Here is a 26,812-nt window from a genome sequence, read left to right as displayed (position 1 = left end):
CGACCGAAGTCGGAGCTGATCGCTCGTTTGCCGCCGGAGATGCTCAACGCGCCGCAGCGAGCGCCGCAACTTGCGGCGACTCGTGCCCAGCCGCCGCGTGTTCGATGATTCCGCCACCCAGACACACGTCTTCCTGATACAGCACGGCGGATTGTCCCGGCGTCACGGCCCACTGTGCGTCGTCGAAATGAAGCGCGAAACGGCCATCGTCCGCGTTGGCGAAGCGGCACGCCGCATCCTGCTGCCGATAGCGCGTCTTCGCGCCGCACGCCGCGCCCTCTTCCGGCGCGAAACCCGCGACCCAGCCCGTGTTTCCGGCCACGAGCGTCGGCGACAGCAGCCACGGATGATCGTGCCCCTGCACGACATAGAGCGTGTTCGACGCCATGTCCTTGCCCGCGACGAACCACGGTTCGCCGCTGCCGTCTTTCGCGCCGCCGATGCCGATGCCCTTTCTCTGCCCGAATGTGTAGAACGCAAGCCCGATATGCTCGCCGACGATCTTGCCTTCGGCCGTCTTCATGGGGCCGGGCTTTGTCGGCAGATAGCGGTTCAGGAATTCGCGGAACGGCCGCTCGCCGATGAAGCAGATGCCGGTCGAGTCCTTCTTTTTGGCGTTCGGCAGGCCGATTTGCACGGCGATCTCGCGCACTTTCGTCTTCGGGATTTCGCCGAGCGGAAAGAGCGTCTTCGACAGTTGCGCCTGATTCAATCGATGCAAAAAGTACGACTGATCCTTCGTCGAATCCGTTGCCTTGAGCAACTGGAAAAGTCCATCGCGCTCGCGCACGCGCGCGTAATGTCCCGTCGCGATGGTTTCCGCGCCGAGCGACATCGCGTGATCGAGGAACGCCTTGAACTTGATTTCGGCGTTGCAAAGCACGTCCGGATTGGGCGTGCGGCCGGCCGAATATTCGCGCAGAAACTCGGCGAACACGCGGTCCTTGTATTCGGCGGCGAAGTTGACCGCTTCGACATCGATGCCGATCAAATCCGCGACGGAAACGACGTCGATCCAGTCCTGACGGGTCGAACAGTATTCGCCGTCGTCGTCGTCTTCCCAGTTCTTCATGAAAAGGCCGACGACGTCGTAGCCCTGTTCCTTCAGAAGCCATGCCGTTACGGACGAATCCACGCCGCCCGACATGCCCACCACTACTCGTTTCTTGCTCATAGGGATATCACGCCCGCACCACCGGCGCGACCGAATGCGTATGGATGAAATCGAGCGGGACGCGCCGCCCGGATAAATAATCGTCGACACACTTCATCACGAGCGGCGTCCGATGCCGGTCGACCGATGCGCGCAATTCGTCCGCGCTGAGCCACATCGCGCGCACGATGCCTTCGTCGAGCGCGCGGCCTGCTTCTTCGCCGAGCGACTTGCCGCAAAACGTGAAACGCAAATACGTGACGTCGCGCCCCGGCCGCGCGAAGTGCGTCATATACGCGCCGACGATTGCCTCCGGCTCGAAGCGATGCGCCGTTTCTTCGAGCGCCTCGCGGACCACGGCATCGACGAGCGTTTCGCCCGCTTCGAGATGACCGGCCGGTTGGTTGATTCGCAGCCCTGCCGACGTGTGCTCCTCGATGACGAGGAAACGACCATCCTTTTCGATGATGGCAGCCACCGTAACGTGGGGGGCCCAAGTGTCTGATTTCATGGTGAGATATTTTACCGTCCTCGCACAGATCTCGCGCACGCGGACTAAGGGAAAGCGCTGACTGTGGCAAAACGGAACGGGTGCCGGATCGGATTCTTGCGCGTGCAATCTTCGGTTACAGTTGAGATAGCCGTCAGTTCCAGCATTTGAAATAAAACTCAGCCTTAAGCCTTCCTAAGCCTTGCCCGGGCGAAAAAGGCAACAAAGACAGGAGGATTACAAGATGCACATTGGAGTGCCTGCTGAAACGCGGGCGAACGAGGCGCGCGTCGCCGCCACGCCCGAAACGGTCAAAAAGCTCGTCACGCAAGGACATCGTGTTTCTGTCCAGAGCGGCGCGGGCTTGCCGGCAAGCTATATCGACGATGCGTTCGCGCAAGCAGGCGCGGATCTCGTCGATGCCGCCACGGCCTTTTCCGCCGAGATCGTCCTCAAGGTGCAATCGCCGAGCGAAAGCGAACTGGCGATGCTCAAGCCGGGCGCCGTGCTCATCGGCATGCTCGATCCTTTCAATACAGAGAACACCGCGCGGCTCGCGTCGGCGGGCGTCACTGCGTTCGCGCTCGAAGCCGCGCCACGCACGACGCGCGCGCAGAGTCTCGACGTGCTGTCTTCGCAGGCGAACATCGCCGGATATAAGGCCGTGCTGATGGCCTGCCAGTATTACCAGCGCTTCATGCCGATGCTGATGACCGCCGCCGGCACCGTGAAAGCGGCGCGCGTGCTCGTGCTCGGCGCAGGCGTCGCGGGCTTGCAGGCAATCGCGACGGCCAAGCGTCTGGGCGCGGTCGTCGAAGCATCCGATGTGCGTCCGGCGGTTAAGGAGCAGATCGAATCGCTCGGCGCGAAGTTCGTCGACGTGCCGTTCGAAACCGATGAGGAACGCGAAGCGGCGGAAGGCGTCGGCGGTTACGCGCGCCCGATGCCGCCGAGCTGGCTCGCGCGGCAATCGGCGCAGGTGCACGAACGTGCGAAGGCGGCGGACATTGTCATCTCGACGGCGCTGATTCCCGGCCGCCCCGCGCCGACGCTGATTTCTGTCGAAACGGTGAAGCACATGAAGCCGGGCTCCGTGATCGTCGATCTCGCCGCCGGACGCGGTCCCGAGTTCGAGGGCAGGAAAGGCGGCAACTGTCCGCTCACCGAAGTCGACACGGTGGTGATGAAGCACGGCGTGCATATCGTCGGCCACACGAATCTCGCTTCGATGATCGGCGCCGATGCCTCCGCGCTCTACGCCCGCAATCTTCTCGACTTCCTGAAGCTGATCATCACGAAGGAAGGCACGCTCAACATCGATCTCGCGGACGATATCGTCGCGGCCACGCTCCAGTGCCGCGACGGACAACTCGCCCGCGCCACGGCCTGAACGGAGACGCACATGGATGTCATCAATCACACGGTGATCAACCTCATCATCTTCGTGCTGGCCATTTACGTCGGCTACCACGTCGTGTGGAACGTCACGCCCGCGCTGCATACGCCGCTCATGGCCGTGACCAACGCGATTTCGGCGATCGTCATCGTCGGCGCGATGCTGGCTGTCGGCCTGACGGTCGGCGCGGCGGGCAAGTTCTTCGGCACGCTCGCGGTGCTGCTCGCGGCCGTGAACGTGTTTGGCGGCTTTCTCGTCACACGGCGAATGCTCGAGATGTTCAAGAAGAAAGAGCCCAAGAAGATCACGAGCAAGGAGGGCGCGTAAATGAGCCTTAACGTCGTTACTCTCCTGTATCTCATCGCCTCGGTGTGCTTCATTCAGGCGTTGAAGGGCTTGTCGAATCCGAAGACCGCGCGCATCGGCAATACGTTCGGCATGGCGGGCATGGCGATCGCCATTCTCACCACGCTCGCGCTGATCGTGAAGCAGGCCGCGTTTCTCGAAGCGAATCTCGCGCTCGGGCTGTCGCTGCTGTTCGTCGCGCTGATCATCGGCGGCGGCGCGGGCGCGTACATCGCGGCAAAAGTCGAGATGACGAAGATGCCCGAGCTCGTCGCGGCGATGCACTCGCTGATCGGTCTCGCGGCTGTCTGCATCGCCTATGGTGTCGTGGCGGAGCCCGCCGCGTTCGGGCTCGCACCGCTCGGCGAGCCGATTCCGTATGGCAATCGGGTCGAGTTGTTCATCGGCACGTTTGTCGGCGCGATCACGTTCTCGGGCTCGGTCATCGCGTTCGGGAAGCTCTCGGGCAAGTACAAGTTCCGGCTCTTTCAGGGCGCGCCGGTCACGTACTCGGGACAGCATCTGATCAACCTGCTGCTCGCCATCGCGATGATCGGCTTCGGCGTGATCTTCATGCTCACCGAATCGTGGCTGCCGTTCATCATCATGACGATCATCGCATTCGCGCTGGGCGTGCTCATCATCATTCCGATCGGCGGCGCGGACATGCCCGTGGTCGTGTCGATGCTGAACTCGTACTCGGGCTGGGCGGCGGCGGGCATCGGCTTCTCGCTGAACAATCCGATGCTGATCATCGCCGGCTCGCTCGTCGGCTCGTCGGGTGCGATTCTGTCGTACATCATGTGCAAGGCAATGAACCGCTCGTTCTTCAACGTGATTCTCGGCGGCTTCGGCGGCGAGGCGGGCGGTGCGGCGGCGGGCGGATCGACGGAGCAGCGCCCCGTCAAATCCGGTTCCGCCGATGACGCCGCGTTCATGCTCGGCAACGCGGAAAGCGTGGTGATCGTGCCGGGTTACGGCCTCGCGGTCGCGCGCGCGCAGCACGCGTTGAAGGAGCTGACCGACAAGCTGGTCGAGAAAGGCATCGATGTGCGGTACGCGATTCACCCCGTCGCGGGGCGGATGCCGGGGCACATGAACGTGCTGCTGGCGGAAGCCGAAGTGCCGTACGAGATGGTTCAGGAGATGGAGGACATCAATAGCGAGTTCGGTCAGACGGACGTGGTGCTCGTGCTCGGCGCGAACGACGTCGTCAACCCGGCCGCGAAGACCGATCCGAAATCGCCGATCGCGGGGATGCCGATTCTCGAAGCGTACAAGGCTCGGACGATCATCGTGAACAAACGGTCGATGGCGGCAGGTTACGCCGGCCTCGACAACGAACTGTTCTATATGGACAAGACGATGATGGTCTTCGGGGACGCGAAGAAGGTGGTCGAGGAGATGATGAAGGCGGTGGATTAGGCACGCTGCTGATTTCCATCATCGCGTAGCGATCCGGACAAAGTCCGGATCGCCACTTGCGCTTCTGAAGCGTAGCGCTCAACGTGAACGGCGCAGAATCAGCCAAACGAAAACCCCGAGCGCGACGCCGATCGCCAGCAAGAGCACATAGATCCAGCGCCGCCTTCGGATCGTGGACCCGCTTACAACGTCCGGCACTTCACCGCCTACGATTGCCAGCGCCACAACACACAGAAGGGCGAGGAGCATCGTCGCCTTCGCGATCCCGCCAAACAGTAGTTCGGCAGCGCGATGAACGCGTGAATCGCGGTAAGGGCCAGACGCCCGACGACGAAGATCTGGGTAGTTCACACGCAATTACCTTTGAAAAGCAACTCGGAGCATAACGCCCGTCCGAGTGCGCTTGCTCGATTTGCGATGATTTTTTGCGCGGTTTAGAAGAAGCCGCTTCCGGCCGCAAACCGCCGCCCCCCTTCAACCAAGCCGCGCCGCCCGACCTGTACGGTCTGACCGGCTCCCTTTGCCCGCGTACAATACGTTCTTTGAACATTCAATCAAGCACCACATGGCCTCCCCCCTCTTCGACTGGTTCGTCCCCTGCCCGCGCGGTCTCGAAGCACCGCTTGCCGCCGAGTTGGCGGAGATCGGGGAAAGGCACGTGGCCGACGCGCCCCTTTCCGGCGGCGGATCGCTGATCGTCGGCACGCAAGTGCCCGGCGGCGTGCACTTTCGGGGCGGCTGGGTCGCGGGCATGGCGGCGAATCTGCATTCGCGCATCGCGAGCCGCGTGCTTCTCAAAGTCGCGCAAGGCCCCTATCGCAACGAGCAAGACATCTACGAACTCACGCATCGCCAGCGCTGGGAGCAATGGTTCACGCCCAGCCAGACGATGCGCGTCGATCTCACCGCAATCAAATCGCCGGTGAAAAGCCTCGAATTCACGACGCTGCGCGTGAAGGACGCCGTCTGCGATCGCCTGCGCGACGTGGCCGGCGCGCGCCCGAGCATCGACACCGCCCAGCCCGACGTCCGCGTGTTCGCGTTCCTCACGCTGAACGAGTGCACGCTCTATCTCGATACCTCCGGCGAGCCGCTCTTCAAACGCGGCTGGCGCCTGGACAAGGGCGCCGCGCCGCTGCGCGAGAATCTCGCCGCGGGCATTCTGCGCCTGACCGGATGGACGCCCGGCACGCCGCTCTTCGACCCGATGTGCGGCAGCGGCACCTTCCTCGCCGAAGCCGCACAAACGGCGCTCAACATCGCGCCGGGCAACGATCGGCGCTTCGGCTTCGAAAAGCTGAAGCCGTTCCATCCCGGCATGTGGCAGAAGCTCAAGACGGCCGCGCTCGAACAACGCCGCGCCGCGCGTGCGTCGCAAGCCGAGTTGAGCATCTTCGGCAGCGACATTTCCGGCGATATGCTCGAAAAAGCGCGCGCGAACCTGACCCGCGCGGGCATCACCGACCTTTCGCTCAAGCAAGTCGATGCCCGCAATATGGTCCCGCCGACCGACGCGCCCGGCATTCTGATCGCGAATCCGCCGTACGGCGAGCGTATCGAAGTGCGCGGACGCGGCCCGCGCGGCGAAATTCGCGATACGGCGCGCTCCCGCCGCGAAGACGAGGACGCCTTCGCCCGCGCGCAACCCGATCCGGCCGACACCGAGTTCTTCGTCTCCTTCGGCAACGCGCTCAAACAGCGCTTTCCGGGATGGCGCGCCTACGTGCTCACGTCCGACCGCAAGTTGCCGGGCTTGCTGCGGCTGCGCGAATCGACGAAAACGCCGCTTTTCAACGGCGCGCTCGAATGCCGCCTGTTTCGCTTCGATCTGATCGCGGGCAGCGTGCGCAATCGTCCCGCTGGCGAATGAGTATGCGGCGCGGTCACTCGCCGCGCCACTAGGCCGAATGGCATAGGCAAATTCACGCGTCGCCGTCGTTTTGGCCTATGTCGAATGGCCGAGTGCGCGCATCGTGAAGCCGGCGCTACAATCGGCGCATGAACTCATCGACCGAACTCGCCAGCCCCATCGCCGTCGACATTTACCGTGCGCGTCGCGAGCGCGTGCTCGCCGCGTTGCGTGCACGCGGCGGCGGCGTCGCCATCGTGCCGACCGCGCCGGAAGTCCTGCGCAACCGCGACACGGACTACCCTTTCCGTCACGACAGCTACTTCTACTATCTGACGGGCTTCAACGAACCCGAAGCGACGCTCGTGCTGAACGCGAGCGCGCAGGATGGCGAGCCCGTGTCGATCCTTTTTTGTCGCGAGAAGAACGCGGAGCGCGAAACCTGGGAAGGCTTTCGCTTCGGCCCCGACGCCGCGCGCGACGCTTTCGGCTTCGACGCCGCGTTTGCCATCGATTCGATCGACCAGGAGATGCCGCGCATGATCGCCGACAAACCCGCGCTTCACTACGCGCTCGGCACATCGGCGGAACTGGATGCCCGGGTGCGCGCCTGGCTCGCCGCCGTGCGCGCGCAAAGCCGCACCGGCGTGCGCGCTCCCGCCCGCGCGGAGAACCTGCTGCCGGTTCTCGACGAGATGCGGCTCGTGAAAGACGCGCACGAAATCTCGATCATGCGCCGCGCGGCATCGATCTCCGCCGAAGCGCACCGTCGCGCGATGCGCGCGTGCCGCCCGGGCATGCGCGAGTACGAAATCGAAGCCGAATTGCTGTACACGTTCCGCCGCCACGGCGCGCAGTCGCCGGCGTATGGATCGATCGTCGCGGCGGGCGCGAACGCCTGCGTGCTGCACTATCCGGCTGGCAACGCGATCGCGCGCGACGGCGACCTGATTCTCATCGACGCCGCGTGCGAACTGGACGGCTACGCATCCGACATCACGCGCACGTTCCCCGCTAGCGGCCGTTTCACTCCGGCGCAGCGCGAACTGTACGAAATCGTGCTCGCCGCGCAAGCCGCGGCCATCGATGCCACACGCGCCGGCGTCAGCTTCGACGCGCCGCATCAGGCTGCGTTGAAAGTGCTGTCGCAAGGCTTGCTCGATACCGGCATCCTCGACAAGGCGAAGTTCGGCAGCGTCGACGACGTCCTCGCGCAACGTGCCTACGCGCGCTTCTATATGCATCGCACGGGACACTGGATCGGCATGGACGTGCACGACGCGGGCGAATACCGCGAAGCCGACGGCCCGCTCGACGAGCAAGGCGCACGACCATGGCGCGCGCTCGCGCCCGGCATGGCGCTCACGATCGAGCCGGGTCTCTACGTGCGCGCCGCCGAAGACGTGCCGGAACAATATTGGAATATCGGCATTCGCATCGAGGACGACGCCATCGTCACCGAAAACGGCTGCGAGTTGCTCACGCGCGAAGTGCCCGTCGCCGCCGACGAAATCGAAGCGCTGATGCGCGAATCAAACGCAAATTGACCATGAGCGACGTTCAAGGCATCGAACCGCATTTCGATTACGACATCGCCATCGTCGGCGCGGGGCCGGTCGGGCTCGCGCTCGCCGGCTGGCTTGCCCGGCGCAGCGCGACGTCACGGCTGTCCATCGCGCTGATCGACGCGCGCACGCCCGCAGCCGCCGCCAACGATCCGCGCGCGCTCGCGCTTTCGCACGGAAGCCGCGTGATGCTGCAGCCGCTCGGCTTTCCGGGCGATGCCACGCCGATCCGCCGCATCCATGTCTCGCAGCGCGGGCATTTCGGCCGCACGTTGATCGAGCACGACGAGCACGAGTTGCCCGAACTGGGCTACGTGGTGCGCTACGGTTCGCTCGTCGGCGCGCTCGCCGATGCGGTGCGCGCAACGAAGGTCGACTGGCTCACCGACACGTCCGCGCTCGCGCCGCTGCAGGACAACGACGGCGTCACCTTGCCGCTGCAATCGGCGCAAGGCGAGCGCTCCGTCCGCGTAAGAGTGCTCGTGAACGCGGAAGGCGGTCTTTATCAGAAAGGCGAGTCATCCGATGAGCGCCGCGCGCGCGATTACGGGCAAACGGCCATCGTGGGCACGGTAAGCGTGTCCGATCCGCGCGCGAATGTCGCGTGGGAGCGCTTCACGCCGGAAGGGCCGATCGCGCTTTTGCCGTGCGGCGGCCAGCGTCACGCGGATTATTCGCTCGTTTGGTGCTGCTCGCCCGACGAAGCCGCGCGCCGCATGCAGCTCGACGACGACACTTTCCTCGCCGAACTCGGCGCTGCGTTCGGCACGCGCATGGGCCGTTTCACGCGCATCGCGTCACGCGCGGCGTTTCCGCTCGGGCTGACCGCGCTCGACGTGCTCGTCGACCGGCGCACCGTCGCGATCGGCAATGCCGCGCAGACGCTGCATCCGGTTGCCGGACAGGGCCTGAATCTCGGCCTGCGCGACGCGCTCGCGCTCACCGACGCGCTGTCCGCCGACGGTCCCCGGCCGCTCGCGCTCGCCCGTTTCGCGCAGCGCCGTGCGCTGGACCGGCGCCTGACGATCGGCGCCACCGATACGCTCGCGCGCATCTTCACGGTCGATTTCCCGCCGTTTGCGGCGATGCGCGGCCTCGCGCTGACCGCTCTCGAATTCCTTCCGCCGGTAAAAACGGCCCTCGCCCGTCAGATGATGTTCGGTCAAAGGCGCTGATCGAGCACGAAAAAAGGGCAATCGTCCAGGCGAAGTCCGGGAACTTATCCTCTATGGCCGGCCGTTCTTTCATAGAAGATTTAATGACTTGCACGCGATTGCTCTTAATTTCAGCACGCTCTTCGCGTTAAAATAGCTGTTTACCCTTCAGCAACGTTGCATCCGCCTGACGCGGCTTCTCGCCGGCACCGACAGCGCGGATCGTTTAGCCTTCATGCCCACAATCGGTTCACACGTCCTGCGCAATAACCTGTTCGTCGCACCGATGGCAGGCGTCACCGACCGCCCGTTCCGGCAGCTCTGCAAGCGCATGGGCGCGGGCTACGCGGTGTCGGAGATGGTCGCGTCGAACGCGCAGTTGTGGAAGAGCGAGAAGACCATGCGCCGCGCCAACCATGCGGGCGAGGTCGAGCCGATTTCCGTGCAGATCGCGGGCGCGGATCCGCAGATGCTCGCCGAGGCCGCGCGCCACAACGTCGCGAACGGCGCGCAGATCATCGACATCAATATGGGCTGCCCGGCGAAGAAGGTCTGCAACGTGGCCGCGGGTTCCGCGCTGCTGCAGAACGAGCCGCTGGTCGCGCGCATCGTGGAGGCCGTCGTCCAGGCGGTCGGCGTGGGGCCGGACGCGGTGCCGGTCACGCTCAAGATTCGCACGGGCTGGAATCGCGAGAACAAGAACGCGCTGACCATCGCGCGGATCGCGCAGGAAGCCGGCATTTCGATGCTCACCGTCCACGGCCGCACGCGCGCCGATCTCTACAAGGGCGACGCGGAGTACGAAACCATCGCGGCAGTGAAGGCGTCGGTGAAGATTCCGGTGGTCGCGAACGGCGACATCACCACGCCCGAGAAAGCCCGCGACGTGCTCGCCGCCACGCACGCCGACGCCATCATGATCGGCCGCGCGGCGCAGGGCCGTCCGTGGCTCTTTCGCGAGATCGAACACTTTCTGAATACCGGCGAGCGCCTGCCGCCGCCGCGCATCGACGAGATCCAGCAGGTGATGAACGAGCACCTCGAAGATCACTACGCCTTTTATGGGGAATTCACGGGCGTTCGGACTGCGCGCAAGCATATCGGCTGGTACACTCGCGGCCTTTCCGGCGCCAACACCTTCCGGCACCGGATGAATACGCTGGACACGACCAAAGAACAATTGCTCGCTGTCAACGAATTCTTTGACGCGCAAAAGGCGTTGTCGGACCGTCTCGTCTATGTGGACGAGGCCGGTGACGCCGAGGACGCGGACGGGGAAGAATCGTGCGGCGGGCTCAACAACACGACAGACCGACTGATTGCCGCATGAGCAGACATAACATCGAACAATGCGTCCGCCAGAGCCTCGACAACTATTTTCAGGACCTGGACGGCTCCAACCCGCACGACGTGTACGACATGGTGATTTCGTGCGTGGAAAAACCGATGCTCGAAGTGGTGCTCGAGCAGGCGGGCGGAAACCAATCGCTCGCGGCCGAGTATCTCGGCATCAACCGCAACACCTTACGCAAGAAGCTTCAGCAGCACGGATTGATTTGATTCATCGGACTGAGGCGCGCGCCTTGGTCCGGCCTGGTTTCCCTTTTCGGTTTCAGTGTTCATCATGATCAAGCAAGCGCTCCTCTCCGTTTCCGACAAATCCGGCATCGTCGATTTCGCCAAATCGCTGTCGGCGCTTGGCGTCAAGCTCCTCTCGACCGGCGGCACGGCGAAACTGCTCGCCGACGCGGGCCTGCCCGTGACCGAAGTCGCCGATTACACCGGCTTTCCGGAAATGCTCGACGGGCGCGTGAAGACGCTGCATCCGAAGGTTCACGGCGGCATTCTCGCGCGCCGCGACCTGCCCGAGCACATGGCCGCGCTGGAAAAGCACGACATTCCGACCATCGATCTGCTGGTGGTGAATCTGTATCCGTTCGTGCAGACGGTCTCGAAGGAAGAGTGCTCGCTGGAAGACGCGATCGAGAACATCGACATCGGCGGTCCGACGATGCTGCGCTCGGCGGCGAAGAATCATCGCGACGTGACGGTCGTCGTCGATCCGGCCGATTACTCCGCCGTCCTCGACGAGATGCGCGCAAACGGCAACAACGTCGGCTACAAGACGAATTTCCGTCTCGCGACGAAAGTCTTCGCGCACACCGCGCAGTACGACGGCGCGATCACGAACTATCTAACGAGCCTGACCGAAGAGCTGCAGCATTCGAGCCGCAATACGTATCCGGCGACGTTCAACCTCGCGTTCGAGAAAGTGCAGGATTTGCGTTACGGCGAGAATCCCCATCAGAACGCGGCCTTTTATCGCGATCTGAGCGTGCCGGCCGGCGCGCTCGCGAACTACGAGCAGTTGCAGGGCAAGGAACTGTCGTACAACAACATCGCAGATTCGGACGCCGCGTGGGAATGCGTGAAGACGTTCGACGCGCCGGCGTGCGTCATCATCAAGCACGCGAATCCGTGCGGCGTGGCGCTCGGCGCGAATGCGGCCGAAGCGTATTCGAAGGCGTTCCAGACGGACCCGACTTCGGCGTTCGGCGGCATCATCGCGTTCAATCGTGAAGTGGACGAAGCGGCGGCGCAGGCTGTCGCGAAGCAGTTCGTCGAAGTGCTGATCGCGCCGTCGTTCAGCGAGGCGGCGCGCGCCGTGTTCGCGGCGAAGCAGAACGTGCGCCTCTTGCAGATCGCGCTCGGCGACGGCCACAACGCGTTCGATCTGAAGCGCGTCGGCGGCGGTCTGCTCGTGCAATCGCTCGATGCGAAGAACGTGCAGCCGCACGAGTTGCGCGTCGTGACGAAGCGTCATCCGACGCCGAAGGAAATGGACGATCTGATGTTCGCGTGGCGCGTCGCGAAGTTCGTGAAGTCGAACGCGATCGTGTTCTGCGCGAACGGCATGACGATGGGCGTCGGCGCAGGCCAGATGAGCCGCGTGGATTCGGCGCGCATCGCGGGCATCAAGGCGCAGAACGCCGGTCTGACGTTGAACGGCTCGGCGGTGGCATCGGATGCGTTCTTCCCGTTCCGCGACGGCCTCGATGTCGTCGTGAACGCGGGCGCGACCTGCGTGATTCAGCCAGGCGGATCGATGCGCGATGACGAAGTGATCGCCGCCGCCGACGAGCACAACATCACGATGATTTTCACGGGCACGCGTCATTTCCGCCATTGATCGCGGCCGCTTCATTTAAGATTGGCCTGTTTGCGCTTCGAACGGCGCAAACAGGCCTTTTTAGTTTCAACGAGCCGCGAAACGCGAACGAATGAGAATCCTTGGCATCGACCCCGGCCTGCGCGTGACGGGCTTCGGCATCATCGAGAAGACGGGGCACACGCTCAACTACGTGACGAGCGGCGTCATCAAGACGGCCGAGGCGGATCTGCCTTCGCGTCTCAACACCATTTTCAGCGGCATCTCGACGCTCATCGCGCAGCACAATCCGGATCAGGCGGCGATCGAAAAAGTCTTCGTCAACGTGAATCCGCAATCGACGCTGCTCCTCGGGCAGGCGCGCGGCGCGGCCATCTGCGGGCTCGTCGCGAGCGGCGTGCCGGTTGCCGAATACACGGCGCTGCAACTGAAGCAGGCGGTCGTCGGCTACGGACGCGCGACCAAGGAACAGATGCAGCAGATGGTCGTGCGTCTGCTGTCGCTTTCCGGCGTGCCCGGCACCGACGCCGCCGATGCGCTCGGCATGGCGATCTGTCACGCGCACGGCGGCACCGGCCTCGCGGCCCTGGGCGGCATCGCGCCGGGGCTGGCGAAGAAGGGCTTGCGCGTGCGGCGCGGTCGTCTCATCGGCTAATTTCCTCTACGAATACCAAACATGATCGGTCGCATCGCCGGCGTTCTGCTGGAAAAAAATCCGCCGCATTTGCTCGTCGATTGCAACGGCGTCGGCTACGAAATCGACGTGCCGATGAGCACGTTCTACAACCTGCCGAATGCCGGCGAGAAGGTCGTGCTGCTCACGCAGTTGATCGTGCGCGAGGACGCGCATCTGCTGTACGGTTTTCTCACCGCGCAGGAGCGTTCGACGTTCCGCGAGTTGCTGAAGATCAGCGGGATCGGCGCGCGCATGGCGCTCGCGGTGCTTTCGGGCATGAGCGTGCACGAGCTCTCGCAAACCGTGACGACGCAGGACGCCGCGCGCCTCACGCGCGTGCCGGGCATCGGCAAGAAGACGGCGGAGCGCCTGCTGCTCGAACTGAAAGACAAGCTCGGCGCGGATCTCGGCGCGATCGCGGGCACGGTTTCGCAGTCCGATCACGCGTCCGACATTCTCAACGCACTGCTCGCGCTCGGCTATTCGGAGAAGGAAGCGCTCGCCGCGGTCAAGAACGTGCCGGCCGGAACGGGCGTGTCCGAGGGCATCAAGCTGGCGTTGAAGGCGCTTTCGAAGGGCTGATAGCCTAGGCCATTCGGCCAGCTTCGTCGCGCAAAAGCTCGCTGTACAATCGAAAAATGATCGAAACCGACAAACTCGCCGCCGAACGCGTCATCTCGGCCTCGCCCGTCTCGCCGAACGAGGAAGCGTTCGAGCGCGCACTGCGTCCGCACAAGCTCGATGAATACATCGGGCAGGAAAAGGCGCGCGGCCAGCTCGAAATCTTCATCGAGGCGGCGAAGCGCCGTTCCGAAGCGCTCGATCACGTGCTGCTGTTCGGGCCGCCGGGTCTCGGCAAGACGACGCTCGCGCACATCATCGCGCGGGAAATGGGCGTGAATCTGCGGCAGACGTCGGGACCGGTGCTCGAGCGCGCGGGCGATCTCGCCGCGCTGCTCACGAATCTCGAAGCGAACGACGTGCTGTTCATCGACGAAATTCATCGGCTTTCGCCGGTCGTCGAGGAAATCCTGTATCCGGCGCTCGAGGATTATCAGATCGACATCATGATCGGCGAAGGGCCGGCCGCACGCAGCGTGAAACTGGATCTGCAGCCGTTCACGCTAGTCGGCGCGACCACGCGCGCGGGCATGCTGACGAACCCGCTGCGCGACCGCTTCGGCATCGTGTCGCGGCTGGAGTTCTATAACGCGAGCGAACTGGCGCGCATCGTGTCGCGATCCGCGTCGTTGTTGAAGGCGGAGATCGTGCCGGAAGGCGCGCTGGAAATCGCAAAGCGCTCGCGCGGCACGCCGCGTATCGCGAACCGGCTGCTGCGCCGCGTGCGCGATTACGCCGAAGTAAAGGCGAACGGCATGATCACCGCCGACGTCGCCGACAAAGCGCTGAAAATGCTCGACGTCGATCCCGTCGGCTTCGATCTGATGGACCGCAAGCTGCTCGAAGCCATCCTGCACAAGTTCGATGGCGGGCCGGTCGGCGTGGATAACCTCGCTGCGGCTATCGGCGAGGAGCGCGACACGATCGAGGACGTGCTGGAGCCGTATCTGATTCAGCAGGGCTTTTTGCAGCGCACGCCACGCGGACGGGTCGCGACGATGCTCACGTATCGGCACTTCGGTCTTGCTGCGCCGGATGCGGGGCCGATTCGGGATCTTTGGGATACGAACAACGGCTAGGCCCGCTTGCGCAGATTGTCGTCGTCCGTGTCCGTCGACAGATGCGCGATATCGCCCCACGACGCGACCTTCGCGCCGCCATCGGCATAGTCCACCACGTTCACGCTGCAATTGAGCAGCGGCCAGTTGCGCGGCTCCTGCAACGGCAGGTTCATCGCGAACCTGTACACACAATCGAGCACGCCGCCATGCGCGACGACCGCGATGCGCCCGCCCGCGTGCGCCGCGACGATCGGTTCAATCGCATGCAGGATGCGGTGATAAAACACGCGCTGCGATTCACCGTCGCCGGGTGGCGAGAAGCCGGGGTCGCGCGTCTGCCATTCGATATATTCGGCGGGAAACTTGTCGTTGATCTCGTCGCTGTCGTGGCCTTGGAACGCGCCATAGAAACGCTCGCGCAAGTTCTCCGATAACCGCACGTCGAGCCCGAGCGCATCCGCGAAAGGACGCGCCGTCTGCTGCGCGCGTTGCAGATCGCTCGAATAGACCGCGTCGATGCGCCCGTCGTGCGCCAGACGCCGGCCGAGCTGTTCCGCCTGCAGAAAGCCATGTTCGGACAACGGGATGTCGATATGCCCTTGAATGCGCTTGATGCGGTTCCAGTCGGTTTCGCCGTGTCGAATAAAGAGAACCTGAGTCGTCATGGTCGTACCTGAAGCCAGAAAGTGACTGGCCCGTCGTTCACGAGCGACACCTGCATTTCCGCGCCGAACTCGCCCGTTTCGACGACGGGATGCTTCGCGCGCGCTTGCGTCACGAAATAATCGAAGAGCCGCTTGCCTTCGTCGGGCGGCGCGGCGGGCGTGAAGCTCGGGCGCAAGCCGCTGTTCGTGTCGGCGGCAAGCGTGAACTGCGAGACGAGCAGCAAGCCGCCGGCAACGCCTTGCACCGAGAGATTCATCTTGCCCGCTGCATCGCTGAACACGCGGTAGCCGAGCATCTTCGCGAGCAGCTTGTCGGCGGCGGCTTCGTTGTCGCCGCGCTCGGCACAGACCAGCGCGAGCAGGCCCGCGTCGATCGCGCCGGTCACGCGCTCGCCCACGCGCACATCGGCGCGCTTCACACGCTGAATGAGCGCGATCATCGGCTTACGCCGTCAGCGTGACGCGCGCGAAGCGGCGCTTGCCCACCTGCACGACGAACTCGCCCGCTTCGACCTTCAGCCCCTTGTCGGAGACCGTCGCGCCGTCGATCTTCACGCCGCCCTGCTCGATGTTGCGCAGCGCTTCGCTCGTCGACGGCACGAGTCCCGCCTGCTTGAGCAGCTGGCCGATCGCGACCGGCGCGCCTGCGAGCGTGACAGTCGGAATGTCGTCGGGCACGCCGCCCTTTGCGCGATGATTGAAGTCTTCGAGCGCCCGCTCGGCATCCGCCGGCGAGTGAAAGCGCGCGACGATTTCCTGCGCCAGCATCACCTTGAAGTCGCGCGGATTGCGGCCGCCTTCGGCTTCGCGCTTGTAGCCTTCGATTTCGCTCATCGGGCGGAATGACAGCAGTTCGAAGTAACGCCACATGAGCACGTCCGAAATGCTCATCAGCTTGCCGAACATCTCGGTCGGCTTCTCGCTGATGCCGACGTAGTTGTTCTTCGACTTCGACATCTTTTCGACGCCGTCGAGACCTTCGAGCAGCGGCATCGTCAGAATGCACTGCTGTTCTTGGCCGTACTGCTTCTGCAACTCGCGGCCGACGAGCAGATTGAACTTCTGGTCCGTGCCGCCGAGTTCGAGATCCGCGTTGAGCGCGACGGAATCGTAGCCCTGCATCAGCGGATAGAGGAATTCGTGGATCGAAATGGGCACGCCGCCCTGGAAGCGCTTCGTGAAGTCCTCGCGCTCAAGAATGCGCGCGACCGTGTAGCGCGATGCGAGCTTGATCATGCCGTCGGCGCCGAGCGGCATCGACCATTCGCTGTTGTAGCGGATTTCGGTCTTTTCGCGATCCAGCACGAGCGCCGCCTGCTCGAAGTACGTCTTCGCGTTCATCTCGATCTGCTCGCGCGTGAGCGGCGGGCGCGTCGCGTTGCGGCCGGACGGATCGCCGATCAGCGACGTGAAATCGCCGATCAGAAAAATGACCTGGTGGCCGAGATCCTGCAACTGGCGCATCTTGTTCAGCACGACCGTATGGCCGATGTGAATGTCGGGCGCGGTCGGATCGAGGCCGAGCTTGATACGCAGCGGCTTGCCCGTCGCGGCGCTTCGCGCGAGCTTCTGCGCGAATTCGTCTTCGATCAGCAGTTCGTCGCAGCCGCGCTTGGCGATGGCGAGCGCGCTTTTGACATCTTCGGTGATCGGGAAGCTGGGCGCGTTGGAATCAGTGGTCATGCTTGCGGCTTGTGAAGTCAAAAGGGTTCGATGACCGGCGATGCGGTGGCGTGGCCTGCGCAGATGCCGCGTCGAGAAGTGGGGCGCGGAAAATGACGAAATCGCGCGCAATTGCTTGTTCAGGCTCACGATTTTACGCGATGACGCGGGCATTCGCGCCCTTTCGTGTCTGATCGCGCGGTTTTGCGCGGCATACGGCGCTCAGGAGTGTGGAATCGCGTCTTAACGATTCGCCCCGTAACGCGGATAATCGCCGCTGATTGGCAACATCGGCATCGACGAGGAGATCAGCGTGGGAAAGAAAACCGAAGCAATCGAAACCGGCAAGGCGGACGGCGTGTACTTCGGTTTGATGTCCGGAACCAGCATGGACGGCGTCGATGGTGTCGCGGTCCAGTTCGCGACGGGCAAGCCGCCCGTCGTGCTCGGCGAGGCGCATGTCTCCTTTTCCAAAGGCTTGCGCGATGCGCTGTTCGAACTGCAGTCGCCCGGCGACAACGAACTCGAACGCGAAGCGCTCGCCGCGAATGCGCTCGCGACACGCTATGCCGTCTGCTGCCACGAACTGCAGAGCATGAGCGGATGCTCGGCGACGAAGGTGCGCGCGATCGGCGTGCACGGCCAGACGGTGCGGCATCGGCCTGACAAAGGCTACACACGGCAGATCAACAATCCGGCGTTGCTCGCGGAGATGACCAGCATCGACGTGGTCGCCGATTTCCGCAGCCGCGATGTCGCCGCGGGCGGCCAGGGCGCGCCGCTCGTGCCGGCGTTCCACACGACCGTGTTCGGCGAAAAGAACGAGACGCGCGTCGTGTGCAACCTCGGCGGCATCAGCAACATCACGATTCTCGCGGCGAACGGAGACGTGCGCGGCTTCGATTGCGGCCCGGCCAACGCGCTGATCGACGAATGGGCTTTGCGCCACACACAGCGCGCCTATGACGACGGCGGGCAGTTCGCAGCCAAAGGCCGAATCGATCAATCGCTTCTCGACGCGCTGCTCGACGAACCGTTTTTCGACCTCGCGCCGCCGAAGAGCACAGGGCGCGATCTGTTCAATCCGGCGTGGATGGACGCGAAGCTCGCAGCCTTCGCGAACCTCGCTCCCGCCGATGTCCAGGCGACGCTCACGGCCCTCACCGCGACGACCGTCGCGCGCGAGATCGCGCGACACGCGCCGGACACGCGCGCCGTGTACGTGTGCGGCGGCGGCGCACGCAATCCTGTGTTGATGAAGATGCTCCAGCAGGCGCTCGAAGGCAGCAGAATCGCAGGCGTTCCCGTGATGACGACCGAGGCGCTCGGCGTGCCGCCGCAACAAGTGGAAGCGCTTGCTTTCGCGTGGCTCGCGATGCGCTGTGTCGCGCGCGAGCCGGGCAATCTGCCCGCGGTGACGGGCGCGGCGGGCGAGCGCGTGCTCGGCGCGATTTATCCGCGTTAACAAAAAACGGAGCCGCTGAGGCTCCGTTTTCTTCAGCGTCAGAAATGCACGCTTAGACCGAGAACGACGAACCGCAACCGCAAGTCGTCGTGGCGTTCGGATTCTTGATGACGAACTGGGCGCCGTTGATGTCGTCCTTATAGTCGATCTCCGCGCCGACGAGATACTGATAGCTCATCGAATCGACGAGCAACTGCACGCCAGCCTTGTCCATGACGGTGTCGTCTTCGTTCACTTCTTCGTCGAACGTGAAACCGTACTGGAAACCCGAGCAGCCGCCGCCTTGCACGAACACGCGCAGCTTCAGATCCGGATTGCCTTCTTCATCGATCAATGACTTGACCTTTTCCGCGGCCGCGTCGGTGAAGACGAACGGCATCGGCATTTCGGTCGTGGGGGTGTCGCTGACAGCGCTCATTCGAATTCTCCAATTAAGCTTCTAGCCGCTATTGTAGGGCTGATCTCAATATCGTGCCGAATGTCCATGGAATCAATGGGCTATATGAAAATTCGACATGGTCCAGCCCAAACGCGCCAAAACGAAAAAAGCCGCCTGCACAGGGCGTGCGGGCGGCTTTTGCAGCTTCGCCGGAACCCGTCCGGCAAGAAGCGCTTAACGCTTCGAGAACTGCTTGCGGCGGCGTGCCTTGTGGAAACCGACCTTCTTACGTTCCACTTCACGCGCGTCACGCGTGACGAAGCCTGCGTTCGACAGTTGCGACTTGAGCGTAGCGTCGTAGTCCATCAGCGCGCGGGTGATGCCGTGGCGAACCGCACCGGCTTGACCCGTCTCGCCGCCGCCGTTCACGTTGACCTTGATGTCGAACGTGGTGGCGTGGTTCGTGAGTTCGAGCGGCTGGCGCACGATCATCAGCGACGTTTCACGCGAGAAGTAGTCGGCGATGGGCTTGCCATTGACGATGATTTCGCCCTTGCCCGACTTGATGAAGACACGAGCGACGGCGCTCTTGCGGCGGCCCGTACCGTAGTTCCAGTTACCGATCATGTGGGCTCCCCTTAGATCTCGAGCGCTTTAGGCTGTTGAGCCGTATGCGGATGCGTTGCTTCGGCGTAGACCTTCAGCTTCTTGATCATCGCGTAGCCGAGCGGACCCTTCGGAAGCATGCCCTTGACAGCCTTCTCGAGCGCGCGGCCCGGGAAACGCTCTTGCATCTTGCCGAACGTCGTTTCGTAGATGCCGCCCGGGTAGCCCGAGTGACGATAGTACTTCTTGTCCGTGGTCTTGTTGCCGGTGACCTTCAACTTGCCGGCATTGACGACGATGATGAAATCACCGGTGTCGACGTGCGGAGTGAATTCAGGCTTGTGCTTGCCGCGAAGACGGCGTGCCACTTCGCTGGCGACACGGCCGAGAACCTTATCCGTCGCGTCAATCACGTACCATTCGCGCGTCACCTCTTCGGCTTTTGCGGAAAACGTCTTCATGATCGATCCAAAAAATTGATCTGCCCTTGAACTGTGTCTTGTTCGGCCCTGCTTATATGAGTGCGCTCAGGTCGAAACCGGGCGCGTGCAGGCTCTCACAAGCCTCTCTCCGCGGGCGTGTGGCGAAGAGAACTTTGAATTATAAAGGGAATTTGGTCGCCGCGTCAAAAGAATGCTTCGACAGGCGCGAGGACGAAAAAAAGCCCGAGCAGCTTGGCTCGGGCTTAATCCACCAAAGGAGGAGGTGGAGGAGACAGAAACGAGTATAGGCACGGTCATGCTGCAAAGCAAGAAGATTTGCATGGTGGAAGATGATTTCATAATCTGGAATGTGAGCACAATGGACATGTCCCCAGAAAGGCCTTTATTTTCAGATGTTTACGGGCCGCGACTGCTTGGACGCCGTCGCGATGAGCCTTTAGAGCCCGTCCTCGACTGGCGCGCTCACGGCCGGCATCAGAATCGCCGCGCCGATTTACGCTTCGTCAACCGGTAGATGCTCGTAAGCAGCGACCGGTGGAAAAATTCCGAACCGCTACAATGTAGCCTCTGTAACGACGCGCTGAGCAGCTGGAGCCTGAGCATGGAATGCAAAGTTAGCTGGATGGGACAAGACGGCATGGCCTTCGCCGCCGAGACGGGAAGCGGCCATCTCGTAAACATGGACGGCGCACCGGAAGGCGGCGGCCGCAATCTCGCGCCGCGCCCGATGGAAATGGTGCTGCTCGGCACCGGCGGATGCACCGCCTACGACGTCGTGATGATCCTGAAAAAGAGCCGTCAGGAAATCCAGGGCTGCTCGGTCACGCTGAAGGCCGACCGCGCGAGCGAAGACCCGAAAGTCTTCACGAAGATCCACTTTCACTTCACCGTGACGGGCAAGAACCTGAACCCGGCGACCGTCGAGCGCGCGATCAACCTGTCGCACGACAAATATTGCTCCGCGTCGATCATGCTGGCGAAATCGGCGGAGCTGACGCATTCGTTCGAGATCGTCGAAGCGTAAGTTTCATCGGAAGCAAAAACGAAAAGAGCCGACGTCGCGAGACGCCGGCTCTTCTCTTTTGAATGACGACAAAGCGGGCCGATAAGCCGGATTCTGTGCACGCGCCGCCCGAAAGCGACGCGCGTGGCAATCATTCCTCTAGACGCGTCATTACTGACGCGCTCAAGCTTCCTACCCGCAGACGAACGGGGGCCCCGTCCTGCATCGCGAAGATGCGCGCCTGCCTATTTGGAATTGCTCCGGGTGGAGGTTACCGTGCCGGAACGTCTCGCGACGTCCGCGGTGCGCTCTTACCGCACCGTTTCACCCTTACCTGATCTCCGGACTTGCGCCCGGAGCCATCGGCGGTTTGCTTTCTGTTGCCCTGTTCCGCGTGTCGCCACGGATGGCCGTTAGCCATCACCCTGCCCTGTGGAGTCCGGACTTTCCTCGCCCTCTTCGGCTTTCACCTCGGAGGCCGCGATTGCCTGGCCCGCTTTGCAACTCGTCATTTTAGCATCCGCGCGATCGGCGGCCCGGTCGAAAGACGGAAACGTCGTCGTAGAAATCGGGCGATGCATTCGCGTCCCACCAGCCCGGCACGCCCAGCACCGGCAGCGGCGCGAACGCGCGGCTGTCGATCGGCGCGGCGTTCAGCCGTTCGGACACGCATCCGTCGATGAACGCGCGGCGCGCGGCATCGTCGAGCGAAAAATAGTCGGCGGGAACATCGACGATCCACGCGTGTCCCGTACACGCCTTGTACGGCGCGACGAGCTTTTCCAGCAACGCGTGCCCGAAAATGCGCGCCTCGCAGCGCGTGCCCCACGCCGCGCGCTCGCCGACGAAGAGCGTGCGCCAGCCGAAACCGCGCAGCGCGCGTCCAAGCGATGCATCGGCGCAGGCGAAGAACACCGCGTTTTCATCGAAGAGCGTGAGCGCGTCGCGCACGCCGCCGCGCGTCGGTCCGATGCCGAGCGTATCGATCTGCTCGGCCTGCCGCGCGTTGAGCGCCGCCTTGATGCGCGGATACGCGAACCACATCGAGGCGTTGAAGAAATCGTGGAGATTGTGGCGCGTCGGCACGCAGCCGGTCTGCGCGATGTGACCTTCGTACGACGCACCCGAAGGCAGCGCTTCCTGCGCGATGAATGCAAGCGGCTTGCCGCGGCCCGTGACCTGCGCGGCGGCCGTGGCGTCGTCGTTCAATGTCGCGAGATAGTTGTCGTAACCCGCGAGCGCCGCCGTCTGCCAGCGCCTGCCGCGCGCTTCGATGGACGCGAGCCAAGGCCGCGCCCAGTCGATATCGGCGAAACCCGCGCTCACGTCGGCGTGCTTACTGCGCGTCCACGAAACGCCAGCCGATCGATTCGCCGCCACGCAGCGGCACGACGGTCGAATCGCCGGCGGTGAATTCGGCGGGCAACGTCCACGAACCGCGCTCGATCGTCACCGATTCCTTGCTGCGCGGCAGACCGTAGAAGTCCGCGCCGTGGAAGCTCGCGAAGCCTTCGAGCTTGTCGAGCGCGCCGGCTTTGTCGAAAGTTTCCGCATAGAGTTCGAGCGCGTGCAGCGCCGTGTAGCAACCCGCGCAACCGCACGCGTGCTCCTTCAAGCCCTTCGGATGCGGCGCGCTGTCCGTGCCGAGGAAAAAGCGCGGATTGCCCGACGTCGCCGCTTCGACGAGCGCCACGCGATGCGTCTCGCGCTTCAGCACCGGCAGGCAGTAGTAATGCGGACGCATGCCGCCGACCAGCATGATGTTGCGGTTGTACAGCAGGTGATGCGCGGTGATCGTCGCGCCGATCTCGCCGTCCGCGTCGCGCACGTAATCGGCGGCGTCCTTCGTCGTGATGTGCTCGAACACGACTTTCAGCGCGGGAAAATCGCGGCGCAGCGGCGTCATCACGCGGTCGATGAACACTTTCTCGCGATCGAACACGTCGATGTCGCTATCGGTCACTTCGCCGTGAGTCAGCAAGGGCATGCCGACTTCCTGCATCGCTTCGAGCGTTTTCGCGCATTTGCCGAGCAGATCCGTCACGCCTGCGTCGGAATTGGTCGTCGCGCCCGCCGGATACAGCTTCACGCCATGCACGAAGCCGCTTTCCTTCGCGCGGCGGATTTCGTCGGGCGGCGTGTTGTCGGTGAGATAGAGCGTCATCAACGGCTCGAAGCGCGCGCCCTTCGGAAGCGCCGCCAGAATGCGCTCGCGATAGGCCGCGGCCATTTCCGTCGTCGTCACGGGCGGCTTCAGATTCGGCATGATGATTGCGCGGCCGAACTGGCGCGCCGTGTGCGGCAGGACGGCCGCGAGCGTCGCGCCGTCGCGCACGTGCAGATGCCAGTCGTCGGGACGCGCGATCGTGAGCGAATTGGGCGAGGATGAAGTAGCGGACATGGCGAGATGACGGGGAACGTTGGAATGGCGCAAGTCCACGCAAGGACCGGAAAAAATCGCCGTGGAATTTCCACAACGCGCGCATCGACGAGCGTTTGCGCGTTTTTTTCGATTCGGTCTCGGTGATATGCTTGTCGGACGTATTGTAACAACAGGCCAAAAGCCGACCGCCTCAGCATCATGTGCCAACTTCTCGGAATGAACTGCGCCGAACCGACCGACGTGACGTTCTCGTTCACCGGCTTCGCGGCGCGCGGCGGCGTCACCGATCATCATGCCGACGGCTGGGGCATCGCGTTTTTCGAGGACAAGGCGTGCCGGCTTTTCATCGATCATCAGTCGTCCGCCAGTTCGCCGCTCGCGGACATGGTGAAGCGCTATCCGATCAAGTCGAAGAACACGATCGCGCATATCCGCAAGGCGACGCAGGGGCATATCCTGCTCGAGAACTGCCATCCGTTCATGCGCGAACTGTGGGGCCGGCACTGGATCTTCGCGCACAACGGCGACCTCAAAGGCCACGCACCCGAACTCACCGGCGTATATCAGCCGGTCGGCACGACGGACAGCGAGCTTGCCTTCTGCGCGCTGCTGCAAGGCTTGCGGCGCGCGTTTCCGTGCTCGCAGCCGCCGCTCGACGAACTGTTCGACGCGCTCGCCGAACTCACCCGCGACATCACGCAATACGGCGTCTTCAACTTTCTGATGTCGAACGGGCAGGCGCTCTTCTCGCACTGCTCGACGCATTTGTACTACCTGGTGCGTAGCTGGCCGTTCTCGACCGCGCATCTGATCGATGCCGACATGTCCATCGATTTCGCCAAGTACACGACGCCGGAAGACCGCGTCGCCGTGATCGCGACGTCGCCGCTCACCGACAACGAAATCTGGACGCGCTTCGCCCCCGGCGATCTCGCGATGTTCCAGTGCGGCGATCTCGCCCGCGCGACGAATATTCCGGTGCCGGAGGAAGTGGCGAGGAAAGCGGCCGAGCCGCTCGCGAAGGCGTGCATCGGATCCGCGCTGAAGATCGACGAGATACGGACGACAGCGGCGATGGAATCGGAACTCGGGATCGAATAAAAAACGGCGCTTCTTTTCGGAAGCGCCGTTTTGCTTTGCCGAGCCGAGACTCAGTGCAGGATCTTCGCGAGGAAATCCTTCGCACGATCCGACTTCGGATTCGCGAAGAACGCTTCCTTCTGATCGTCCTCGACGATGAGCCCGCGATCCATGAAGATCACGCGATTCGCCACCTTCTTCGCAAAGCCCATTTCGTGCGTCACGCACATCATGGTCATGCCTTCCTGCGCGAGTTCGACCATCACGTCGAGCACTTCGTTGATCATCTCCGGATCGAGCGCGGACGTCGGCTCGTCGAAGAGCATCGCGATCGGGTCCATCGACAGCGCGCGCGCAATCGCCACGCGCTGCTGCTGACCGCCGGACAACTGGCCCGGAAACTTGTCCGCATGCGCGCGCAGGCCGACGCGATCCAGCAGCTTCATGCCCTTCTGCGTGGCTTCGTCGCTCGAACGGCCGAGCACCTTGATCTGCGCGAGCGTCAGGTTCTGCGTGATCGTCAGATGCGGAAACAGCTCGAAGTGCTGGAACACCATGCCGACCTTCGAACGCAGCTTCGACAGATTCGTCTTCCTGTCCGTCAGCGACTGGCCGTTGATCGTGATTTCGCCCTTCTGGAACGGCTCCAGGCCGTTCACGGTCTTGATGAGCGTCGACTTGCCCGAACCCGACGGGCCGCACACCACGACGACCTCGCCCTTCTTCACTTCGGTCGTGCAGTCGGTGAGCACCTGGAACTGCCCGTACCACTTGGAAACATTCTTGATAGAGATCATCTTGCGACCTTTTTCTGAAGACTTTTGACGAGCGCCGACGCCACCACGCAAATCACGAAATAGCACGCGCCCGCGAACAGAACCATTTCGACGGACGTGCCGTCTCGATCCCCGATGTTCGTCGCCGTGCGGAAGAAGTCCGCGAGACTGATGACGTAGACGAGCGACGTATCCTGAAACAGGACGATCGCCTGCGTGAGCAAGAGCGGCACCATCGCGCGGAAGGCCTGCGGCAGCACGACGAGCTTCATCGCCTGGCCGTAGGTCATGCCGAGCGCGAACGCCGCGTTCACCTGACCGCGCGGCACCGCTTGAATGCCGGCGCGGATGATTTCCGAATAGTACGCGGCTTCGAAGAGCGAGAACGCGACCATCGCCGAGGCAAGACGGATGTCGATGTCGGCCGACAGTCCGAGCACGTTTTGCAACAGCTGCGGCACGATCAGGAAGAACCACAGCAGCACCATCACGAGCGGAATCGAGCGGAACAGCGTGACGTACGCGCTCGCGAACCATTGCAGCGGCTTCACGCCCGAAAGGCGGAACAGCGCGAGAATCGTGCCCCAGATGATGCCGACCACGATGGCGAGCACGGTGATCTGCAGCGTGATCTTCGCGCCCGTCATCAGCGTGGGCCACGACGCGAGCACACCGCTCCAGTTGAACTGATGCATTTATTTGCCTCCGATGTAGCCAGGCAACCGCGTCTTCGCCTCGACCCAGCGCATCAGTTGCATCACGACGAGGTTGATGAGCATGTAGGCGATCGTCACCGCGATGAACGATTCATACGTCTGCGCCGTGTAATCGACGAGCTGGCGCGCCTGAGCGGACAGATCCAGCAGACCGATGGTCGACGCGACCGCCGAGTTCTTGAACACGTTGAGGAACTCGGACGTGAGCGGCGGCACGATGATGCGGTACGCGACCGGCATCAGCACGTAGCGATACGTCTGCCATTGCGTGAAGCCCATCGCGAGACCCGCGTTGCGCTGTCCGCGCGGCAGCGCGTTGATGCCCGAGCGCACCTGCTCGCACACGCGTGCGCCAGTGAAAAGCCCGAGACAGATGATCGACGACGAAAAGAACTGCGCGGTGGGCGGCAGTTGCTTGAACCAGTTGCCGATGGAAGGCGGCAGCAATTCCGGTATCACGAGATACCAGACGAAGAACTGCACGATCAGCGGAATGTTGCGGAAGATCGCGACGTAGACGGTGCCGATACCCGCCAGCGTGCGATTCGGGACCGTGCGCAAGATGCCGAACAACGAGCCGACCACGAGCGCGATCACCCAGGCCGCGAGCGACACGGTGATCGTCACCCAGAAGCCGGAAATCAGCCAGCCGAGATAGGTGGTGGGCTCGCCGGTCGAAACCGGACTCAGCAGGATGCCCCAGTTCCAGTGATAAGACATGGACTCACTC

The 26,812-nt window shown here is 63.2% G+C and carries 28 protein-coding genes and 1 other RNA gene; 15 read left to right on the top strand and 14 right to left on the bottom strand.

Going from position 1 to position 26,812, the window contains the following annotated elements:
- Positions 1-43 precede the first annotated feature (43 nt).
- On the bottom strand, positions 44-1,174 hold the full coding sequence (mnmA, locus tag NCS03_RS02240) for a tRNA 2-thiouridine(34) synthase MnmA (protein WP_250528704.1): 1,131 nt from the start codon (positions 1,172-1,174) through the stop codon (positions 44-46).
- Between the two features lie 7 nt (positions 1,175-1,181).
- Complete coding sequence (locus tag NCS03_RS02235; protein ID WP_175979798.1) at positions 1,182-1,664, bottom strand: NUDIX hydrolase; 483 nt, start codon at positions 1,662-1,664, stop codon at positions 1,182-1,184.
- A gap of 223 nt (positions 1,665-1,887) precedes the next feature.
- Between NCS03_RS02235 and NCS03_RS02230 the strand changes: the two genes are divergently transcribed.
- From NCS03_RS02230 to ruvB, 12 genes are all read left to right on the top strand, one after another.
- Entirely contained in the window at positions 1,888-3,033 is a 1,146-nt protein-coding gene (locus NCS03_RS02230; protein ID WP_250528703.1) for a Re/Si-specific NAD(P)(+) transhydrogenase subunit alpha, read from the top strand.
- Between the two features lie 12 nt (positions 3,034-3,045).
- Positions 3,046-3,366, top strand: a complete 321-nt coding sequence (locus tag NCS03_RS02225) for an NAD(P) transhydrogenase subunit alpha part 2 (protein ID WP_008351539.1) — start codon at positions 3,046-3,048, stop codon at positions 3,364-3,366.
- Positions 3,367-4,809, top strand: coding sequence for an NAD(P)(+) transhydrogenase (Re/Si-specific) subunit beta (locus NCS03_RS02220; protein ID WP_008351540.1), 1,443 nt, complete (start codon positions 3,367-3,369; stop codon positions 4,807-4,809).
- A 565-nt stretch (positions 4,810-5,374) separates the two neighbouring features.
- Positions 5,375-6,679, top strand: coding sequence for a THUMP domain-containing class I SAM-dependent RNA methyltransferase (locus NCS03_RS02215; protein ID WP_033536536.1), 1,305 nt, complete (start codon positions 5,375-5,377; stop codon positions 6,677-6,679).
- A gap of 128 nt (positions 6,680-6,807) precedes the next feature.
- Positions 6,808-8,205 (top strand): aminopeptidase P N-terminal domain-containing protein, encoded by a 1,398-nt coding sequence (locus tag NCS03_RS02210; protein ID WP_250496595.1) that lies wholly within the window; start codon positions 6,808-6,810, stop codon positions 8,203-8,205.
- A 2-nt stretch (positions 8,206-8,207) separates the two neighbouring features.
- The gene (locus NCS03_RS02205) at positions 8,208-9,398 is read left to right on the top strand and encodes a UbiH/UbiF/VisC/COQ6 family ubiquinone biosynthesis hydroxylase (protein WP_250481458.1); all 1,191 of its coding nucleotides are present in this window, start codon (positions 8,208-8,210) and stop codon (positions 9,396-9,398) included.
- 214 nt (positions 9,399-9,612) lie between these two features.
- Complete coding sequence (gene dusB, locus NCS03_RS02200; protein ID WP_034470615.1) at positions 9,613-10,707, top strand: tRNA dihydrouridine synthase DusB; 1,095 nt, start codon at positions 9,613-9,615, stop codon at positions 10,705-10,707.
- A complete protein-coding gene (locus NCS03_RS02195) occupies positions 10,704-10,937 on the top strand; it encodes a Fis family transcriptional regulator (RefSeq protein ID WP_008351548.1) in 234 nt (77 codons plus the stop codon). Before dusB ends, NCS03_RS02195 begins: the two co-directional genes overlap by 4 nt.
- A 64-nt stretch (positions 10,938-11,001) precedes the next feature.
- Positions 11,002-12,567, top strand: a complete 1,566-nt coding sequence (purH, locus tag NCS03_RS02190; protein ID WP_250518047.1) for a bifunctional phosphoribosylaminoimidazolecarboxamide formyltransferase/IMP cyclohydrolase — start codon at positions 11,002-11,004, stop codon at positions 12,565-12,567.
- A gap of 91 nt (positions 12,568-12,658) precedes the next feature.
- Complete coding sequence (gene ruvC / locus NCS03_RS02185) at positions 12,659-13,201, top strand: crossover junction endodeoxyribonuclease RuvC (RefSeq protein ID WP_008351552.1); 543 nt, start codon at positions 12,659-12,661, stop codon at positions 13,199-13,201.
- Positions 13,202-13,222: 21 nt separating this feature from the next.
- Positions 13,223-13,804, top strand: a complete 582-nt coding sequence (gene ruvA / locus NCS03_RS02180; RefSeq protein WP_250528702.1) for a Holliday junction branch migration protein RuvA — start codon at positions 13,223-13,225, stop codon at positions 13,802-13,804.
- A 56-nt stretch (positions 13,805-13,860) separates the two neighbouring features.
- Positions 13,861-14,922 carry a Holliday junction branch migration DNA helicase RuvB gene (gene ruvB, locus NCS03_RS02175; RefSeq protein ID WP_008351556.1) on the top strand — a complete coding sequence of 354 codons (1,062 nt, stop codon included), beginning with the start codon at positions 13,861-13,863 and terminating at the stop codon, positions 14,920-14,922.
- Here the strand turns inward: ruvB and NCS03_RS02170 are convergent.
- The 3 genes from NCS03_RS02170 to tyrS are packed head-to-tail and all read right to left on the bottom strand — an operon-like array spanning position 14,919 to position 17,252.
- Positions 14,919-15,569, bottom strand: a complete 651-nt coding sequence (locus NCS03_RS02170; RefSeq protein ID WP_250528701.1) for a histidine phosphatase family protein — start codon at positions 15,567-15,569, stop codon at positions 14,919-14,921. The genes ruvB and NCS03_RS02170 overlap by 4 nt on opposite strands.
- Positions 15,566-16,009, bottom strand: a complete 444-nt coding sequence (gene dtd / locus NCS03_RS02165) for a D-aminoacyl-tRNA deacylase (RefSeq protein WP_175979793.1) — start codon at positions 16,007-16,009, stop codon at positions 15,566-15,568. Before dtd ends, NCS03_RS02170 begins: the two co-directional genes overlap by 4 nt.
- Before the next feature lie 4 nt (positions 16,010-16,013).
- Positions 16,014-17,252: a tyrosine--tRNA ligase gene (gene tyrS / locus NCS03_RS02160; protein WP_008351563.1), complete on the bottom strand. Its 1,239-nt coding sequence runs from the start codon at positions 17,250-17,252 to the stop codon at positions 16,014-16,016.
- A gap of 313 nt (positions 17,253-17,565) precedes the next feature.
- On the opposite strand from tyrS, the gene NCS03_RS02155 reads away from it, so the two are divergent.
- Positions 17,566-18,696: an anhydro-N-acetylmuramic acid kinase gene (locus tag NCS03_RS02155; protein ID WP_502801509.1), complete on the top strand. Its 1,131-nt coding sequence runs from the start codon at positions 17,566-17,568 to the stop codon at positions 18,694-18,696.
- A 52-nt stretch (positions 18,697-18,748) separates the two neighbouring features.
- On the opposite strand, the gene erpA is transcribed toward NCS03_RS02155, so the two are convergent.
- The 3 genes from erpA to rplM all read right to left on the bottom strand — a co-directional run bounded on the left by erpA (position 18,749) and on the right by rplM (position 20,142).
- Positions 18,749-19,114: an iron-sulfur cluster insertion protein ErpA gene (gene erpA, locus NCS03_RS02150; protein ID WP_008351567.1), complete on the bottom strand. Its 366-nt coding sequence runs from the start codon at positions 19,112-19,114 to the stop codon at positions 18,749-18,751.
- A gap of 195 nt (positions 19,115-19,309) precedes the next feature.
- Complete coding sequence (rpsI, locus tag NCS03_RS02145) at positions 19,310-19,702, bottom strand: 30S ribosomal protein S9 (protein ID WP_008351569.1); 393 nt, start codon at positions 19,700-19,702, stop codon at positions 19,310-19,312.
- Between the two features lie 11 nt (positions 19,703-19,713).
- The gene (rplM, locus tag NCS03_RS02140) at positions 19,714-20,142 is read right to left on the bottom strand and encodes a 50S ribosomal protein L13 (protein ID WP_008351572.1); all 429 of its coding nucleotides are present in this window, start codon (positions 20,140-20,142) and stop codon (positions 19,714-19,716) included.
- A gap of 583 nt (positions 20,143-20,725) precedes the next feature.
- Between rplM and NCS03_RS02135 the strand changes: the two genes are divergently transcribed.
- Entirely contained in the window at positions 20,726-21,148 is a 423-nt protein-coding gene (locus tag NCS03_RS02135) for an OsmC family protein (RefSeq protein WP_014190403.1), read from the top strand.
- Positions 21,149-21,214: 66 nt separating this feature from the next.
- Here NCS03_RS02135 and rnpB read toward each other — a convergent pair.
- The 3 genes from rnpB to pyrC all read right to left on the bottom strand — a co-directional run bounded on the left by rnpB (position 21,215) and on the right by pyrC (position 23,528).
- An RNA gene (gene rnpB, locus NCS03_RS02130) (RNase P RNA component class A) lies at positions 21,215-21,627 on the bottom strand.
- 13 nt (positions 21,628-21,640) lie between these two features.
- A complete protein-coding gene (locus tag NCS03_RS02125) occupies positions 21,641-22,453 on the bottom strand; it encodes a DUF3025 domain-containing protein (RefSeq protein ID WP_033536582.1) in 813 nt (270 codons plus the stop codon).
- A gap of 10 nt (positions 22,454-22,463) precedes the next feature.
- Positions 22,464-23,528, bottom strand: a complete 1,065-nt coding sequence (gene pyrC / locus NCS03_RS02120) for a dihydroorotase (protein WP_175979792.1) — start codon at positions 23,526-23,528, stop codon at positions 22,464-22,466.
- 180 nt (positions 23,529-23,708) lie between these two features.
- Here pyrC and NCS03_RS02115 point away from each other — a divergent pair, with 180 nt between their 5' ends.
- The gene (locus NCS03_RS02115) at positions 23,709-24,611 is read left to right on the top strand and encodes a class II glutamine amidotransferase (RefSeq protein WP_075583487.1); all 903 of its coding nucleotides are present in this window, start codon (positions 23,709-23,711) and stop codon (positions 24,609-24,611) included.
- Positions 24,612-24,661: 50 nt separating this feature from the next.
- Here the strand turns inward: NCS03_RS02115 and NCS03_RS02110 are convergent, their stop codons facing one another.
- The 3 genes from NCS03_RS02110 to NCS03_RS02100 are packed head-to-tail and all read right to left on the bottom strand — an operon-like array spanning position 24,662 to position 26,802.
- Positions 24,662-25,387: an amino acid ABC transporter ATP-binding protein gene (locus NCS03_RS02110; protein ID WP_250528700.1), complete on the bottom strand. Its 726-nt coding sequence runs from the start codon at positions 25,385-25,387 to the stop codon at positions 24,662-24,664.
- Positions 25,384-26,061: a glutamate/aspartate ABC transporter permease GltK gene (gene gltK / locus NCS03_RS02105; protein ID WP_008351586.1), complete on the bottom strand. Its 678-nt coding sequence runs from the start codon at positions 26,059-26,061 to the stop codon at positions 25,384-25,386. The genes NCS03_RS02110 and gltK overlap by 4 nt, the downstream gene beginning before the upstream one ends.
- Positions 26,062-26,802, bottom strand: a complete 741-nt coding sequence (locus NCS03_RS02100) for an amino acid ABC transporter permease (RefSeq protein WP_008351587.1) — start codon at positions 26,800-26,802, stop codon at positions 26,062-26,064.
- Positions 26,803-26,812: the final 10 nt, after the last annotated feature.

This window comes from Caballeronia sp. ATUFL_F1_KS4A, from assembly GCF_023630905.1.
In the GTDB taxonomy this organism is placed as follows: domain Bacteria; phylum Pseudomonadota; class Gammaproteobacteria; order Burkholderiales; family Burkholderiaceae; genus Caballeronia; species Caballeronia zhejiangensis.
The sequence above is the reverse complement of the archived record's forward strand: the minus strand, read 5'-3'. Positions and strand labels throughout refer to the sequence as shown.